14 protein-coding genes are annotated in these 16,603 nt (G+C 57.6%); 11 read left to right on the top strand and 3 right to left on the bottom strand.

Features of this window, described 5'->3' with window-relative positions; all coding sequences use genetic code 11:
• Positions 1 to 83: 83 nt before the first annotated feature.
• On the top strand, positions 84 to 842 hold the full coding sequence (locus PI739_RS13625; RefSeq protein WP_054082055.1) for an SDR family oxidoreductase: 759 nt from the start codon (positions 84 to 86) through the stop codon (positions 840 to 842).
• Positions 843 to 896: 54 nt separating this feature from the next.
• Here the strand turns inward: PI739_RS13625 and PI739_RS13630 are convergent, their stop codons facing one another.
• Positions 897 to 1,904 (bottom strand): DUF481 domain-containing protein, encoded by a 1,008-nt coding sequence (locus PI739_RS13630; RefSeq protein ID WP_003431433.1) that lies wholly within the window; start codon positions 1,902 to 1,904, stop codon positions 897 to 899.
• A 159-nt stretch (positions 1,905 to 2,063) separates the two neighbouring features.
• Between PI739_RS13630 and PI739_RS13635 the strand changes: the two genes are divergently transcribed.
• The 8 genes from PI739_RS13635 to PI739_RS13670 all read left to right on the top strand — a co-directional run bounded on the left by PI739_RS13635 (position 2,064) and on the right by PI739_RS13670 (position 11,816).
• The gene (locus PI739_RS13635) at positions 2,064 to 2,420 is read left to right on the top strand and encodes an MGMT family protein (RefSeq protein WP_003431434.1); all 357 of its coding nucleotides are present in this window, start codon (positions 2,064 to 2,066) and stop codon (positions 2,418 to 2,420) included.
• Positions 2,421 to 2,474: 54 nt separating this feature from the next.
• Positions 2,475 to 4,025, top strand: a complete 1,551-nt coding sequence (locus tag PI739_RS13640) for an AmpG family muropeptide MFS transporter (RefSeq protein ID WP_003431435.1) — start codon at positions 2,475 to 2,477, stop codon at positions 4,023 to 4,025.
• Positions 4,026 to 4,053: 28 nt separating this feature from the next.
• Complete coding sequence (locus PI739_RS13645; RefSeq protein ID WP_003431437.1) at positions 4,054 to 4,386, top strand: hypothetical protein; 333 nt, start codon at positions 4,054 to 4,056, stop codon at positions 4,384 to 4,386.
• A 309-nt stretch (positions 4,387 to 4,695) separates the two neighbouring features.
• Positions 4,696 to 7,257 carry a type VI secretion system Vgr family protein gene (locus PI739_RS13650; RefSeq protein ID WP_003431438.1) on the top strand — a complete coding sequence of 854 codons (2,562 nt, stop codon included), beginning with the start codon at positions 4,696 to 4,698 and terminating at the stop codon, positions 7,255 to 7,257.
• Positions 7,254 to 9,266 carry a T6SS effector phospholipase Tle3 domain-containing protein gene (locus PI739_RS13655; protein ID WP_003431439.1) on the top strand — a complete coding sequence of 671 codons (2,013 nt, stop codon included), beginning with the start codon at positions 7,254 to 7,256 and terminating at the stop codon, positions 9,264 to 9,266. The genes PI739_RS13650 and PI739_RS13655 overlap by 4 nt, the downstream gene beginning before the upstream one ends.
• Complete coding sequence (locus PI739_RS13660) at positions 9,263 to 10,954, top strand: type VI lipase adapter Tla3 domain-containing protein (protein WP_181013258.1); 1,692 nt, start codon at positions 9,263 to 9,265, stop codon at positions 10,952 to 10,954. The genes PI739_RS13655 and PI739_RS13660 overlap by 4 nt, the downstream gene beginning before the upstream one ends.
• Positions 10,951 to 11,220 (top strand): PAAR domain-containing protein, encoded by a 270-nt coding sequence (locus PI739_RS13665; protein WP_003431441.1) that lies wholly within the window; start codon positions 10,951 to 10,953, stop codon positions 11,218 to 11,220. Before PI739_RS13660 ends, PI739_RS13665 begins: the two co-directional genes overlap by 4 nt.
• Before the next feature lie 80 nt (positions 11,221 to 11,300).
• Positions 11,301 to 11,816, top strand: a complete 516-nt coding sequence (locus tag PI739_RS13670; protein WP_032609207.1) for a hypothetical protein — start codon at positions 11,301 to 11,303, stop codon at positions 11,814 to 11,816.
• A gap of 175 nt (positions 11,817 to 11,991) precedes the next feature.
• On the opposite strand, the gene PI739_RS13675 is transcribed toward PI739_RS13670, so the two are convergent.
• Together PI739_RS13675 and PI739_RS13680 are read right to left on the bottom strand one after the other, a co-directional pair.
• Positions 11,992 to 12,822, bottom strand: a complete 831-nt coding sequence (locus PI739_RS13675) for a mechanosensitive ion channel family protein (RefSeq protein ID WP_003363993.1) — start codon at positions 12,820 to 12,822, stop codon at positions 11,992 to 11,994.
• Positions 12,823 to 12,943: 121 nt separating this feature from the next.
• On the bottom strand, positions 12,944 to 13,423 hold the full coding sequence (locus PI739_RS13680; protein ID WP_003304827.1) for a YajQ family cyclic di-GMP-binding protein: 480 nt from the start codon (positions 13,421 to 13,423) through the stop codon (positions 12,944 to 12,946).
• Positions 13,424 to 13,591: 168 nt separating this feature from the next.
• Here PI739_RS13680 and PI739_RS13685 point away from each other — a divergent pair, with 168 nt between their 5' ends.
• Together PI739_RS13685 and PI739_RS13690 are read left to right on the top strand one after the other, a co-directional pair.
• Positions 13,592 to 14,512, top strand: coding sequence for a putative 2-dehydropantoate 2-reductase (locus tag PI739_RS13685; RefSeq protein WP_054082054.1), 921 nt, complete (start codon positions 13,592 to 13,594; stop codon positions 14,510 to 14,512).
• Positions 14,513 to 14,556: 44 nt separating this feature from the next.
• A complete protein-coding gene (locus PI739_RS13690; RefSeq protein ID WP_003363997.1) occupies positions 14,557 to 16,593 on the top strand; it encodes a sensor histidine kinase in 2,037 nt (678 codons plus the stop codon).
• The last annotated feature ends 10 nt before the right edge of the window (positions 16,594 to 16,603 follow it).

Consider the following 16,603-nt stretch of genomic DNA (forward strand, 5'->3'; position numbering starts at 1 on the left):
TATAACGTGCTCTGGCTATGGCATAAGCACTCGCAACCCGCCAGTGATGCCATGGAAACGATCAACTGTGATTGGGCACGCATATGGAATTGAAAAACAAGCTGATAATCATCACCGGCGGCTGCCAGGGGCTGGGCAGAGCCATGGCCGAATACCTGGCCGGCAAAGGCGCCAATCTGGCGCTATTGGACCTCAATCAGGAGAAACTCGATCAGGCTGTCGCCGCCTGTGAGGCACTCGGGGTCAAGGCTCGCGCTTATCTGTGCAATGTTGCCAATGAAGAACAGGTCGTCGACACGGTCAGCAAGGTCGCCGAGGATTTCGGCGCCATTCATGGCCTGGTCAACAACGCTGGCATTCTGCGTGACGGCCTGCTGGTCAAGGTCAAGGATGGCGAGATGACCAAACTGAGCCTCGCGCAATGGCAGGCGGTGATTGACGTCAACCTGACCGGCGTATTCCTCTGCACCCGCGAAGTGGCGGCGAAAATGATCGAGCAGAAGAGTCAGGGCGCGATCATCAATATCTCGTCGATTTCACGTGCGGGCAATATCGGACAGACCAACTACTCGGCAGCCAAGGCCGGCGTGGCGGCTGCGACGGTTACCTGGGCAAGGGAACTAGCCCGCTACGGCATTCGCGTGGCAGGTGTGGCGCCTGGGTTCATTGAAACCGAAATGACCGGCAGCATGCGCCCCGAAGCCCTGGAGAAGATGACCTCAGCGATCCCGCTCAAGCGCATGGGCAGGCCGGACGAGATTGCACACTCGGTGGCTTATATTCTGGAGAATGATTATTTCAGCGGACGCATCCTTGAGCTGGATGGCGCAATGCGAATCTAGTCAGCGCGTAAAAGCAGCGGGCGATGCACAGGGTGTGCGCCGCCCGCCCTTCGCTTACCAGCTTACGCCGAAGCCAGCGGTGTAGCGCGTCTTGTCGACATCGCCATTGCTCGAACCACTGATGACGTTCTTCTCGGCTTTCAGGTTAAGCGACGCCCAGTCGGTCACCTTGTAGCGCAGCCCCGCCTCGACATCCAGCGAGTAATCGGCAACGGAGCTCAGCGGCTTGCCCAGCTCGCCGTTGGTGAAGAATTCGACCTTCTTGCCAATCAGGTAGCGGTTGTAATCCCAGGTGCCGGCAACGGAATAGAAGTTTTCCTTCTCGTCGTTGGAGAACTCGAAATCGGTACGGTTAAGCAGCGCACCGACCTTGAATGCACCCAATTCGTCATCCCACAGCTGGTAACCTGGACCAGTACCTACTACGCGCTGACGAGACAGATCCTCGACCTTGTCGCGTTTGTAGCTGACGCGGCCGTCCCAGAAGAATTTCTCGGTCAGGAAGCGGTCCAGCGAGTACTCGGCGCTCCAGTTGTCAGTGCCAACCACATCGTCGGTGGTCTCGCGGTTGTAATCGCCCTTGGCGTTGTGACGCCAGTCGCCATGACGAGCCGAGGTCTTGAAGGCGACGTTGTAATCATTGGTATCGTTTTCGGCCTGCTGGAAATCCAGCGCCGCATCGATGTTGCCTTTCCAGACAAGATCCGTGATAACCGGCTTGGGCTTGATGATCTGATGGATACTTGCCAGATCGACGGTCTTGGGCGCATCGCCATTGGCCAGCACGACCTTGCCGTCATCCGCAGCCTGCAGCGAATTGGAGACTTCGCCGCCATGCTCATCCTGCTTGACCAGCAATGGCTGATCGCTTTTCAGGGTCTTGACCTGCTTCCAGTCCAGCGCGATAGCGCCGCCGTATTCGGTCTGCAGCAGCAACTTGCCGCCGTCGAACACCTTGATTGTGCCGGTCAGGCGGTCGCCATTCTTCAACCAGACGGTATCGGCAAGCAATGGAGTGGAAACAGCAGTGATTGCAAGGCACAACAGGGTTCTGGACAACATAAGCGATAACTAGGCTCTGTAAGGCGGGAATCGGGCATTTTCCTGCGGGGGAGGTGACGGGACGATCCATGTACCACCAAGCACGGTGGTAACTGACAGCCCGGACAACCAAAAGTTCACTGAACGACAATCAATATCGTTTTTATACAGGATTATCGCGTGGCAGACCCGGACTTAACATTACTTTACCCGGCAGGACAATCGCCGAGCGAGGCGCGACGCACCGCCCTCTACCTGACGATGGCGCAGATACCGGAAGGCAAAGTGGTCGCCTACGGGCAGCTCGCCGAACTGGCGGGCCTGGGCCGAGCTGCACGCTGGGTGGGCCGTACGTTGAGCCAGCTGCCGGACGGCTCTTCCCTGCCCTGGCACCGGGTTTTGGGCGCCGGTGGTCGGCTCAGTCTGCCGCCTGGCAGCGTTTCCGGTGATGAACAACGGGCACGTTTACGCGCCGAGGGCGTGACCATTGTGAATAATCGGGTTGATATGCAGCGCCATGGCTGGCGTCCCCTATAGCACAGCGGTTAGAGTGCGCCCTTTGTTTTCGTAACCTGAGGCAGATTCCAGCCCATGCCCCGTAAAACCTGGCGCGCCGCGCTCGCCGCATATGCCAGCCCGTCGACATTAGTGTTACTGCTGCTCGGATTCGCTGCGGGCATGCCTTATATGCTGGTCTTTTCGACATTGTCCGTGTGGTTGCGCGAAGCCGGTGTCGCGCGCGAGACCATCGGCTATGCGAGCCTGATCGGCCTTGCCTACGCCTTCAAATGGGTCTGGTCGCCATTGCTCGACCAATGGCGTCTGCCCCTGCTCGGCAAACTCGGGCGACGTCGCTCCTGGCTGGTGCTGGCACAGAGCCTGGTGATTCTCGGCCTGATCGGCATGGGCTTCTGCGATCCGCAGAAGCATTTGTCCTGGCTGATCGCAATTGCCGTAGTGGTGGCCTTCGCCTCCGCAACGCAAGACATCGCCATTGATGCCTACCGACTGGAAATTGCCCAGGACACGCAACAGGCTGCCCTCGCCGCCAGCTACATGTCCGGCTACCGGGTCGCTGCACTGCTGGCGACCGCGGGTGCACTGTATTTCGCCGAGGGCTTCGGCTCGACGGGCTTTGCCTACAAGCATTCGGCGTGGACCGGTACTTATGTGCTGTTCGGTCTGCTGATGCTGCCCGCCCTGGTCACCACACTGATCATGCGCGAGCCGCCGGTGCCGCTGCGCACCCAGCTGTCGGCAGCGCGCTATGGCTTTTCGCACCAGTTGGCCTCGGTGTTCGTGCTGATTGTGCTGCTGGTCTCCGTACCGGCGATGTTTACCCAACTTTACAATACCGACTTCGCCAGTGTGCTGTTCAACGGCACCAGCTGGATGGACCTGTTGCTGGAAGACCGGGCGTTTTTACGCGCGATTCTCTACACGCTCCTGACCATCGCCTGCCTATCCTCGATGGGTCGCCGCGGACTGGCACCGGTGCTCACTCCGATCAACGATTTCATCATGCGCTACCGCTGGCAGGCGCTGCTGTTGCTGGGCCTGATCGCGACCTACCGGATGTCGGACACGGTGATGGGCGTCATGGCTAACGTGTTCTACATCGATCAGGGCTTTACCAAGGACCAGATCGCCAGCGTCAGCAAAATCTTCGGCCTGATCATGACCCTGCTGGGGGCCGGTATCGGCGGACTGCTGATCGTGCGCTTCGGCATCATGCCGATCCTGTTCATCGGCGGCCTGACCTCAGCCTCGACCAACATCCTGTTCCTGTTGCTGGCGGACATGGGCCCGAACGTGAAGATGCTGATCCTCACCATCTCGCTGGACAACCTCAGTTCCGGGCTGGCGACATCGGCGTTCGTCGCCTACCTGTCGAGCCTCACCAACCTGAAGTTCTCCGCCACGCAATACGCCTTGCTCAGCTCCATCATGCTGCTGCTACCGCGCCTGCTGGGCGGCTACTCCGGTGTGGTGGTGGAAAAGTACGGCTACCACAACTTCTTCCTGATCACCGCGCTGCTGGGCATTCCGACGCTGGTGATGATCATCCTGCAATGGAACCGAGAGATACGCACGGCGAAGACCGAGCCGCCTCAAGAGGCTTCCGTTATCGACAAGCCCTGAGCCCTGGCTAACCCTTCAAGGAACAACATTGGACACCGAAAACAAAGCACGCGCTTTCAACCCCGTCCCCCTGATCCTTATCAGCCTGGGGATCTGGCTGCCGATCATCGGCACCCTGCTGACATATTATATGTCGCGAGATGCTGATGCCCTCTCCGGATCAATGGCTTTTGGCAGCGCCGTAGTGCTGCTCGCGCAGGTTGAAATCTTCGCGATCATCTTTCTGATGATTTATGCATTCGCCGTAAAACCGTGGAGACTCTCCACAACCCTACGCACGGTGTTCTCGATCAACGCAGTCGCCGCCGTCGTCGCGGCAATCGGCATTATCGTTACGCTGGCCAATATAAGCCTGCAGTAATCGCCGAATAAAAAAGCCCTGACGCTCACCCGCCAGGGCTTTTTTCATATCGCGCGCCCTCCCCTTACAGTCTTTCCTCGTGGCGTCTCTCATTAAGCCGTAAGAAACGCACTACAGCTTCTTATGAATTGGCCGACGACATCGTTAGCCATTCCTCACTGCCTCACCGCGCCTTCAGGAGTAATGTCGCTCGGTAATGGCCCTTTGCAATTTAACTGTGTGCCCCCGGAAAGAAGTCTATAGACTCACCCACATCTCTATATCAGCACTCTTCATCAAAAGAGGCGCTGGCTTTATAACGGAGCAACAATGTTAAAGGATCTAACGGCGCTGTTTGCGCCACAAAACCGTCGTCTGATCAAACTGACGACCGTTGCCCGTGACGAACAGGAACTCCTGCTGGAACGTTTTTCCGGCACTGAAAGCCTGTCCGAGCTGTTCAGTTTCGAGTTGTCGATGATCAGTCGCGATGCCGGCCTGGAGCTCAAATCGCAGATCGGCCAGCCTGCACAACTGGCAATAGAGCTGGCCACCGGCGAGTCGCGCTTCATCAATGGCTATATCAGTGCCTTCAGCCTGGAAGGCAGCGACGGCGGTCTGGCACGTTACAGCGCAACACTGAGCCCCTGGCTGTGGATGCTCTCGCGACGCGTCGACTCGCGCATATTTCAGGAACAGACCATCGAAGCCGTTATCCGAACGGTATTTGCGGCCTATGGCGCGTTGCCCGATTTCGAGTTTCAACTCAGCCAGCCACTCAAGACACACAGTTACATCACCCAGTACCGTGAAAGCGATCTGACCTTTGTATTGCGCTTGCTGGAACACGAAGGGTTGTTCTTCTATTTCGATCACAATCAGGAAAAGCACACGCTGATCATTCTTGATCACTCGCGTGACCTCTCGCCCCTGCCGCAACAGCCCACCATTCGTTATCACAGTGCATCCGTTACCGAGACAGCGGATTCGATTACCGAATGGCGCAGCCATCGACGCCTGCAGTCGGGGCGCATGTCCATTCAGACTTTCGATTACAAGCAGCCGCGCAATTCGCTGCCGGTTGGCATGCCGAGTCTCAACGAGCAGGGCAACGTCGATTCGTATGAAGTGTATGACGTGCTCGATCACTACAGCCACGGCACCTTCAATGACGGTGAACGCCTGGTACGTCAGCGTCTGGAGGCCATTGAAGTTCAGGGCAAGACATTCACCGGCAACAGTAACTGCCGCGCCATGTACCCTGGCCACACCTTTGAACTGACCCAACATTTTGATCATGACCGCGGCTCTGCTGAAGATCGCAGTTTTCTGCTGATATCGGTCAAGCATGAGGGCAGCAACAATTACCTGTCGGACGAAGGCGCGGGCTACACAAACGAGTTCGTGTGCATTCGCCACAAAATCCCCTACCGTCATCCGATCACCGTCCCGCGCCCGAGCATTCCGGGCCCTCTGAGCGCCATCGTGGTCGGGCCGGAAGGTGAAGAAGTGTTCACTGATGAACTGGCGCGGATACAGGTCAGGTTCCACTGGCAGCGCGGCGACAGCCTGCCGCAAGGCACCACCTGGTTAAGAGTGGCGATGCCCAGTGCCGGTAGCGGCTTCGGGCATCAGTTCATGCCACGCATCGGCCAGGAAGTGCTGGTGACTTTTCTGGCGGGCGATATCGACCGGCCTCTGGTGACGTCGGTACTCTACAACAACATTAATCTGCCGCCACGCTTCAGCAAGGCCTCGGGGCTGCCCGGCAACCGCACGCTGTCGGGGATCCGCACCCAGGAACACAAAGGCAGCGGCTTCAACGAACTGCTGTTCGATGACACGCCGGGCTCGCTGCGCGCACGCATGGGCACGACCCATCAGGCCACTGCCCTCAACCTGGGCAAACTGACCGATCCGCGTACTGACGGCACCGCTCAGCCACGCGGCAACGGCGCAGAACTGCGCACCGATGCCGCCATCGCCCTGCGTGCCGCGCAAGGCATGTTGCTGACCACCTATGCGCGTACCGACGCAAAAGGCTCACAGTTGGATCGCGAAGAGCTGCTCAAACTGCTGGCCGAGTGCGGCGAGCTGTTCAAATCCCTCGGCGAAACCGCAGCCGCACGTGGCAGTCAGGCGGTGGATGTCAAAGGTATGGAAGCCTTGCGCCAGTCGCTCGACCAATGGCCCGCGCCGGACAATAACGGCCTGGGCGACCCGGTACTGGCCATGACCGCTGCCGCCGGCATTGCCAGCGCCACACCACGCTCGCAGGTTCACTATGCGGGTGAAAATCACGACACCACTGCGCAGGACAACCTGCAATTGACCAGCGGCGCGGCCATGCACCTGCAAGCAGGCAAAGGGCTGTCGGCCTTCGCTCAGGATGCAGGCATCAGCGCCATCGCCAACCGCGGCAAGGTGCTGGTGCAAGCGCAGGAAGACGACATCGCCCTCAATGCCCAGAAAAACCTGCATGTCTCGGCCGTTGAAGGCGAAGTGGTCATCACCGCGCCGACCATCCGCCTGGTCGCCGATGACGGCAGTTACATCAAGATTGGCGGCGGCGTCGAGATCGGCTCGCAAGGCAAAGTCACCGTGCACGCCAGCGAACACGACTGGATCGGCCCCAAGACCGACAGCGCTGCTATCCCCTCTTTCGGCCGCGACCCCGCCGCCCAGCAGGTCACCTTCCACTACCCCGGCCACAGCGAACAAAGCCCGCGGGCAGCAGCGGATCACTCGTATGAAATCAAACTGGAAGATGGCAGCCTGGTGAAAGGAATGACGAACGCAGAAGGACTGACCGAGCGCGTGGAACGCGAAATGATGCATCAGGCGCAAGTATCGGCACTGCGCAGCGGTACCCCGAAAGGAGGTGCGCAATGAACGGCGCCGATGAATACGCCGTTGCCCAAGGCAACACACGCCTGATCCCTAACCTAAATACCACCAGCAAAATGGAAGTGCCCGCCGACTTGCCAGGCGTAGTGATCTTTCTGCACGGTGTGAATGACCCGGGGGCTTCTTATGAGTGGGTGGAGACCGGGTTGTGTCAGGGGGTGAATGAGCGGCTGGATCGGCCGGATCTGGTGGCGGGACGGTATGGGGCCAAGTACAAGGCAGCTGAAAAAACAGCGCCTGAAAAACGGAGCAGTGACCAGAAAGTAATAATCGATGATTCTGACACTTATCTTTATCGACGCGACACCACTGACCCTAAAACCCACAGTCTTCTCATCCCTTTTTACTGGGGCTATCGAGCAGCACCTGAGGATATAAAACGCGATGAGGCGGGCGACCCGCTCCGAATGCGCAATCAGTTTCAAGACATCAACGGCAACCGTCTGGATCGTCATTTTGCCAAGGGCGGTGGTTTTTTCGCCAACGCGACAAACAATTTACAAGAAATGTATGGAGAAGGCTTCGAGCCAAACTTCAAAACTCATTCAGTAGAATTCTTGAGTGCGGATAACTCTTTATACTTTGGAAAAGCGCCTTCAAGGCACTACTTTGTGCTGGCAGCGCATCGTTTGGCGATGCTGGTCCGCGAGATTCGCCGCCTATCGCCCGATGAAACCATCACCATCATGGGCCATAGTCAAGGCACGCTTATAACGTTATTGGCGCAAGCCTTGTTAGTCGATGAAGGCCAGCGTTGCGCGGACACTGTGATCATGGTTGACTCACCCTACAGTGTGCTGCCAGACGTAACACCCAAAGACCATGACACCCTATCAACGCTGATCAATATCGTCAGCGCGGTTACAAAAAACCCTCACACACAGCCGCCATTGTCAGACCTGAGAAACCCCGCTACCTATGCAGGCAGAAGTGGGCCTAAATGGTCGCCCGCTCAAGGTACCCGAAAGAATAAGCTAGGTAACTTGACCGTCTTCCCCGAACGAGATAATCGCGGCAAAGTGTATCTCTACTTCTGTCCTGATGACACCACAGTGGCGCTGGACGATGTGCAGGGCATCGGCACGTATGGCGTACCTGACGCTTTGCCGGATGGGCGAATGGCTATGATGATCCTGCAGGCAAGACGCTTTTATCAGCGGATGTGGACAAAACGCTATCGCGACGGAGAGCCGGTTTTGGTAGGCAAGACACCTCAGCCCGAGTTTCTGCGTGCGGAGGGCGAAAGCCGTTACCCAGGCGGTTCTTTCTTTGTCGGGCTTGTCTCTCAGGCACCCGTATCAGAAGGGCAAGAACGCCTGATCAATGCAGAGGCATTGAATCCCCCTCACGAACCGCAGATGTTTGGCGGCGAAGCAATCAGAGGGACAGCCACGACCGCTGGCCGAGATAGGCCTGACGATGTCGGGAAAAGCGTTGCACTCGGCAAAGACGCGGCCACGTTTCTCTGGATACAGATGCCTGGTGAGTATGACCCGTACAAGATTGATAAGGAGCAAGCTCTGGCACGTTATAACAGCCTGTCCAATGACCCCGAAGAACATACCAGATCGGTACGCATCTCCAACAATCGTCGAAGCTTTCAGCGAGAAGAAACACCGTCCGAAGTCCGTAAACGTATGGAACATGACAACAGTACATGGGGAGACAACTCCTATCACTCCGGTTTGCTACGGAGTCCGGAGAATCACCGTTGGGTCACTGCAATGGACATAGCGATTGGCCAATGCAAAAGCCTGGACGACCCAGCAATGTGTGAATTGCTGGTGGCTATTGGGGACTGGCGAATGGATGCAAAAAAATTTCTCAATACAACCGAGTCCCCAGCGTGGGGCCGTCTCAGTCCACGTGCCCAGGCATTGATAAAGGCCAGTCATCAGTACTATCAAAAAGGTATATTTCCACCCTATGGGGTGGTCCCTCTGTCCCCACCGGCCTTGGTCAAGAATGTATTGAATAAAGAGGCAAAGCAGTGACGGACACCAAACAAAAATCTTCACTTCGCCCGTCACTAAGACCCTACCTCTGGACGATCGGACTAACGCTGGTGCTGTGGCTCGGCTTTGTCATCATTGTTTATTTGAAAGCACAGGAAACCGACGTGGAACTTCGTGATATACATTCAGTGGTACGCTGGAGTATTACAGGGATTTTAGCTGCTGCACTATTGGCGTACAGCGGGCATTGGTGGGGCAACGCGGTCGCTCATGAAAAAGCTGAACTGGCCGCTTATAAATCCGAAGTGATCACTCAGAATGCAGAACAGGAGGCTGCTCGACAGCGAACCTATTCACTGGAGATAAGAGGTGGCGGAATTGGCATCTATGAAGATCATCAGTCTGAAATCTGGGATTTCATAAAAAAGAAAAACAATAATTTTGTCTCTATCTTTTCACGGGATCCCAAGGATTATGACCCCTCACTCGACGCTAGAGAGATCAGCGCAGATATAAAATTACAAGTCGCTTTCAAACATTCAGCGTCTGAATCCGTAGCCTATTGGCCGATTCCAGTCTTCGCGCTTGGCCCACCTAATCCATATGAAAAACCCTACAGAGCCGCAAACCTGATCAACGCCGGTCGCAATGCTGCTACTCTCGGCGTCACGCTATTCCTATGGCAGGACGATGAGAGCACGAGCAATGCTCAAGCCATGATTGAGCGACTTTTCAAGTTCTTCAACGATAATCCGCAGGTCCCACAAGCATTGATCGTAAGTCAGGACGGCGACGTCACACGAAACATTTATCGTAAACGTGGTACCCCCGGCCTGCCCAAAAATGCTCAGGTCGTACCGACCGTGTTCGAAAGCATGACAGGCCTACTTGTCACCCGTTCGGATCGTGTAGACCGGTATATTCGTCCTTATGCGATAAGCGAAAAAGAAGACAATCAAAACAAAAATACCGATCTGGGCAAACTTTGGGCTTTTTATTGGAGCCGTGATAAAGCATTTTCAGACTGGTACGAAAGCGAGGAGAACGCCAAGGGGATTGAAAGCCCCTACGCTCCAGGCACCATGTCCACCGCCTACTGGCAATCCCAACTCCCTACTCTATGGAAAACCATCAGCAATCGCGGCCCTGGCAACTTCGAGCCCTCACCCTGGTTGCCGATCCGCTGGGGTCAGCATCAGGTCAAGGAGTTCGACGCTGCGCCGGTGCTTGGCTACCTGCATCGCCCGATCAAGGCGCCCATGCAGGATGAAAACGGCAAGCGTCTGAAACCGGCCTTGCAAGCCAAAGCCTTGCAAGCCGCCTGGGTTAAGGCACTAGACACACTGCCTGAGGGTCAGAAACCTGTGCGGGTGTTCTACGACAGCACCAACAACCCTGAAGCGGAAATTGCCCTCAACAATGCCCTGCACGACCTGAACAAGGACGGCCACGGTCTTGAGCTGGGCAATGTCGAAGAGGGCTACGACATCGGCCGCCGTCTGGGCAATACCGGGGTCAGTGGTGCGCTGGTCGAGATCAATCTGGCGACCATCGCCAGTTACAAGGATGGCGGCGTCAGTGCCGTGGTCTACGCCGGCACCGATGGCAGCCTGACCGTACAAATGGTCCGCCCGCCCGATGAAGCCCGCAAAGCGAAGAACAGCCAGAACCGCGGCGCAGACCCGTTCACCTTCGGCTCGCCAACCGGCGGGGCACCTGCGGAATGAGTTATCCCGTCTGCCTGGGCGACGCCACCAGCAGTGGTGGCCGAGTGGTGTCCTGCCAACTGGCAGGCACCCACACCCTCAACGGCAAGCCTCCGGCCGTGCTGGGCGACAAAGCCACCTGCCCGCTTCATTCAGGAGAATTCGCCTTTATCGAAGGCCACCCCACCCGAAAACTGAACGGCATACCGGTGGTCCTGCACGGCCACCGACTGGCGTGCGGCTGTCAGGGTGTGGCCAGCCACGCCATGAATGTGCGAGTGATTTAGGATATTTCGTGATCAGGTCATGCAGCGCAAGTACAGGAAACGACATGGAACTGCCCCCTCAATTGGAACAAGGAAGAAACATGTACACGCGTTTTTGTCAGGCCGTCGTAGGGGTGCATTTAGTCGCCGGGATGGTTCTATTAGCGGGCTGTGCGCAAGAGTCAGTGTCCCCGTGTGACGAGTTGATTGGTGACTACGCCACAAAGCCCAAGAATCAGCCAAGGATTCGTATCGAGAAAAGCGGCGAGAAGTTCTTGTTCACGCATAGCGAATCGGGTGCACAGGTCTGTGAGCCGCTCACCCCCTTACCCAACGCCGAAATAGTGGAAATGTTTGAAGGCAAGATAGTCCTGCCTCGCTGCATTCTCACCGCTGATGGTATGAAGATAATGAAGCTCCCCGCTGGCAGCGGCGTTAATCCCACAGAGGATCCCGATCGGAAACTTTCGCAGTATCCCGAGCCGACCCCATTCCTCATGGGCATATCTGCGGGAATAGCGGCTGTACTGGGTCTTTACCCGGTGCCTCATCAAGAAAAACTCAAAGATATCAACGAGGAAGATGAGGACGACGACGGTTACATTTACAGTAAATAACCTACTTTTTGTGCCGGAGAGCTGAAAGGCATGTTCGTATCAACAGACGGTAAAGCGCCCGGGCATCGCTGAAGGCAGACAATCATCAATCATGAAAAGAGCCTTTTCCTGAACCTGCAAATAAAGAAAAGCCCCGACTCTCACGAGCCAGGGCTTTTTCATACCGCACTCACAACTATTCCTGAACCACCCGCACAATCCGTTGCGGCAGTGGGATCTCGATGCCTGCGTCCTTCAGGCGGTCGCGCGCTTCGATGTTGAACATCGACGTCACGTCGCCCATGTCGCCACTGCTGGTCCAGACACGCAGGGACAAGGTAATTGCGTTCTCCCCCAGCGCAGCCACCACAGCCTGGGGGGCCGGGTCCTTGAGTACGCGTGGGTCGTCTGCCATGTCCAGCAGGACCTGCAATGCTTTCCTCAAATCCGCATCATGGCTGACGCCGATGTCGAAGGTGATCTTGCGGGTCGGCTGACGGTTGGTGTTGGTGATGATGCCGTTGGACAGGTTGCCGTTGGGAATGATCACCGTACGGTTGTCGCCGGTGCGCAGCACGGTGTGGAAGATCTGGATGTTGTCGACGGTTCCCGACACACCTTGGGCTTCGATCCAGTCACCGATACGGAACGGACGGAACAACAGAATCAGTACGCCACCGGCGAAGTTCGCCAAGCTGCCTTGCAGGGCCAGACCGATCGCCAGACCGGCCGCACCGATCGCCGCCACAAAGGAGGTGGTTTCCACGCCGATCATCGACGCGACGCTGACCACCAGCAGGATTTTCAGAATGATGTTGGCCAGGTTGCTGACAAAGCCCTGCAAGGCCAGATCGGCGTGTCGCAAGGCCAGCAAGGCGCCCAATTTGCCGGTCAGCCGGTTGATCAGCCACCAGCCTACGCACAATGTAACGACTGCCAGCAGCAAGCGGCTGCCGTACTCCATGATCATCGGAATCCAGGCCTGCGACGCTTGCCACAGATGACCGACTTCTGCGTTTAAATCCATCGTTATCTCCTTACTCGTCACGAACTGCGATCAAAACCACGGCAGCATGCCGTCATTTCAATGCTCAGGGCGATTCGGACTGGCCAGGGAACGCAGGGTTCCCCGGCTTTCAATGCAACGATCAGTCGCGGAAGTTGTTGAATTGCAACGGCATGCCAGAATCGTAGGCACGCAGCGCTGCGATGGCTTCTTGCAGGTCATCGCGTTTTTTGCCGGTCACCCGCACCTGCTCGCCCTGAATGGCGGCCTGGACCTTGAGTTTGGCTTCCTTGATGTGAGCGACGATTTTCTTCGCCAGCTCCTTGTCGATGCCTTCACGCAGGATGACTTCCTGCTTCATCAATTTGCCGGAAGCATAAGCGTCCTTGATCTCAAGGCACTTCGCGTCGATCTTGCGTTTGACCAGCGCCAGCTTGAGGATTTCGATCATGGCCTCCAGCTGGAAGTCTGCTTCTGCAGTCAGCGTGACGGTCAGTTCCTTGAACTCGAACGTGCCTTTGCCTTTGAGGTCATAGCGACGGTCGAGCTCTTTGATAGCGTTGTCGACGGCATTCGTGACTTCGTGTTTATCCAATTCGGACACTACGTCGAACGAGGGCATGTATGTTCTCCAGATAAACGGCGTGCGCACAATTCGGGCACGCATGACTTGACGGTGTGAAAGAACGCTCATTATAACGAGACTTTTCCAGCGTTCACTGTGAGCCTCCATGCACATCCTTGTTTTCACCTTCTGCAGACCGCTTCAGCGCCATAACGTGCCGCTGTGATGGCGGTGACATGGCATGTTCTCGGTGCAGGCAGCCTGGGCAGTCTCTGGGCGACGCGACTGGCACGCGCGAATCTGCCGGTGCGGTTGATCCTTCGCAACGCTGATCGGCTAGCCGCCTACCAAGCCAATGGCAGCTGCGTGACGCTGGTCGAGAACAATATTGCCCATGCGTACCCGGTTGAAGCGCAGACCGCCGACCATCGACAACCCATCGAACGACTGCTGGTGGCCTGCAAGGCTTACGAGGCCGAGCAGGCTGTCGCTCAGCTGGCTCCGCGATTGACGGCGCAGGCCGACGTCATCCTGTTGCAGAACGGCCTGGGCAGCCAGGACGCAGTGGCTGCGCAAATCCCCCACGCGCGCTGCCTGTTTGCCTCCAGCACCGAAGGCGCGTTTCTGGAATCGGACTGGCACGTCAGGTTCGCTGGCCATGGTTTCAACTGGCTGGGGGATGCATCCAACCCGACAGCCCCCGCGCTTTTGCAGGACTTGCACGACAGTGGCATTCCCCACCAATGGACGCCGGACATCCTGACCCGCCTGTGGCGCAAGCTGGCCCTCAACTGCGCGATCAACCCGCTGACGGTGCTGCATGACTGCCGTAATGGTGGCCTGCTCGAGCACGCCTGCGAGGTCGCCACGCTGTGCGCCGAGCTGACCGAGCTGCTGGGCCGCTGCGGCCAGCCAGCGGCCGCGCAGGAGCTGCATGCCGAAGTGCTGCGGGTCATCCAGGCGACCGCCTCCAACTATTCATCCATGTATCAGGATGTGCTTCACGGACGACGCACCGAAATCAGCTACCTGCTGGGTTATGCGTGCGCAGCCGCAGCGCGTCATGGCAGCCCCGCACCGCACCTGCAGCATTTGCAGACGCGTCTGACAGCCCACCTGGCAAGCAAGGGTTTGCGTACCGACTAGCCCGCGCTACCCTACTCGCATCACCCGTCACTGCGACTTGCCCAATGCCCTTGCGCCAACGCCTGGAAAACCTGCCAGTCGGCCAGAAACTGCTGGCCGCCCTGCTGGTCCTGATGACCACCGTACTGCTGGTCGCCAACCTGACCTTCATCAGCGCGGCCTATTACATCTCTCAGGAGGCGATGGCTCCGCAGGCCCTGCAGACCATTGGCCGGCTGATTAGCAGCGCCAACCTCAACGAACGGGCCTTGTACTCGCCTGATGAGGCGCGCGCGCTGCTCAAGGAACTGAGAAGCTACGGGCCGTTACGTGCCGCAGCCCTGTATGACAACAACGGCGAGCGGCTTGAGCAGATGCATCAGGGCGAAAGCCTTGAGCTGCCCAGACACTTCAAAGACATGGACAACTGGCGCCTGACCGAATTTCGCAGTACGCAGGTCATTACCGTACCGAAGGGCGACGAGCCGCCAGGGCATCTGTTGCTGGTTGCCAGCAGCGAGCTGCCCCCAGCGTTTTACACCGGTACGCTGACTGCCAGCCTGGGCATTCTGGTGTTCAGCGTGTTGCTATGGCTGGTGGTGGCACGGCAGATTCGGCGCCTGATTACTGAACCTATTTATCAGCTTGAAGAACTGTCCCGGCAGGTGACCCGCGAAGAGAACTACGCACTCCGCGCAGAACCCGGTAACGAGGATGAAATCGGCAGCCTGGCCGAGGCGTTCAACACCATGCTGTCGCGTATCGAAGCGCGTGAACAGCAACTCAAGCGCGCGCGGGACGACTCGCAGGAAGCCTACGATCAGGCCCAAGGGCTGGCCGAGGAGACACGCCACACCAACCGCAAGCTGGAGCTGGAAGTCCAGGTGCGCAGCAAGATCGAGAAGAAGCTAACCGGCTTCCAGAACTACCTCAACAGCATCATCGACTCGATGCCGTCGGCGATGATCGCGCTGGATGAACAGCTATACGTCACCCAGTGGAATCAGGAGGCGACGGCATTGTCCGGGACGACTCTGGACGAAGCGCTGAACCAGCCGATCTTCCTGGCCTTCGAGCCGATGCGCTCGTTTCTGCCGCAGATCAAGCACACCGTCGAGCGCCACAGCGTGACCAAGATCGAGCGCGTGACCTGGATCAAGAATGACGAGTCCCGCCACTACGCGCTGACGTTCTACCCATTGACCGGTGATGCCGGGCGCGGCGTGGTGATCCGGATCGATGACATCACCCAGCGCATATCACTGGAAGAAATGATGGTGCAGTCGGAAAAAATGTTGTCCGTCGGCGGGCTCGCAGCAGGCATGGCGCATGAGATCAACAACCCGCTGGGCGCCATTCTGCACAACGTGCAGAACATCCGCCGGCGGCTGTCCCCGGAGCTGCCGAAGAACATCGAGCAGGCCGAGGCCGACGGCGTCGATCTGGCGCAGGTCAACCATTACCTGGAAAGCCGCGAAGTGCCCAAACTGCTCGACGGCATTCAGCAGGCCGGTGCCAGGGCTGCAAAAATTGTCAGCCACATGCTCAATTTCAGCCGCCTGAGCAGTCGTCAGTTATCACCCTGCGACTTGCCTGCCTTGATCGATCAGGCCGTGGAGATCGCCAGTAACGACTTCGATCTGACCATCGGTTTCGACTTCAAGGGCCAGCACATCATCCGTCAGTTCGACCCCGAACTGGGTCCGGTGCCGTGCATTGCCAACGAGCTGGAGCAGGTGCTGCTGAACCTGCTGAAGAATGCCGCGCAGGCCATTCACCAGCGGCCGGAGAGCGAAGAGCCCGGGCGCATCACCCTGCGCACGCGCCTCAATCCGCCGTGGGCCGAGATCCAGGTCGAGGACAACGGCATCGGCATGTCGGAGAACATCCGCAAGCGTACGTTCGAGCCGTTTTTCACCACCAAGGAAATCGGCCAGGGCACCGGACTGGGCTTGTCGGTGTCCTACTTCATTGTCACCAACAACCACAAAGGCCAGATGGAGGTACATTCCTCTCTCGGCACAGGCACCTGCTTTACGCTGCGTCTACCGCTGGTGGCCAACCAGGTGAGCGTTCAGCAGCAGGTCATTTCAAAATCCTGATCAGGAATCG

It is taken from the genome of Pseudomonas cerasi, assembly GCF_027983475.1.
Taxonomy (GTDB): Bacteria; Pseudomonadota; Gammaproteobacteria; order Pseudomonadales; family Pseudomonadaceae; genus Aquipseudomonas; species Aquipseudomonas cerasi.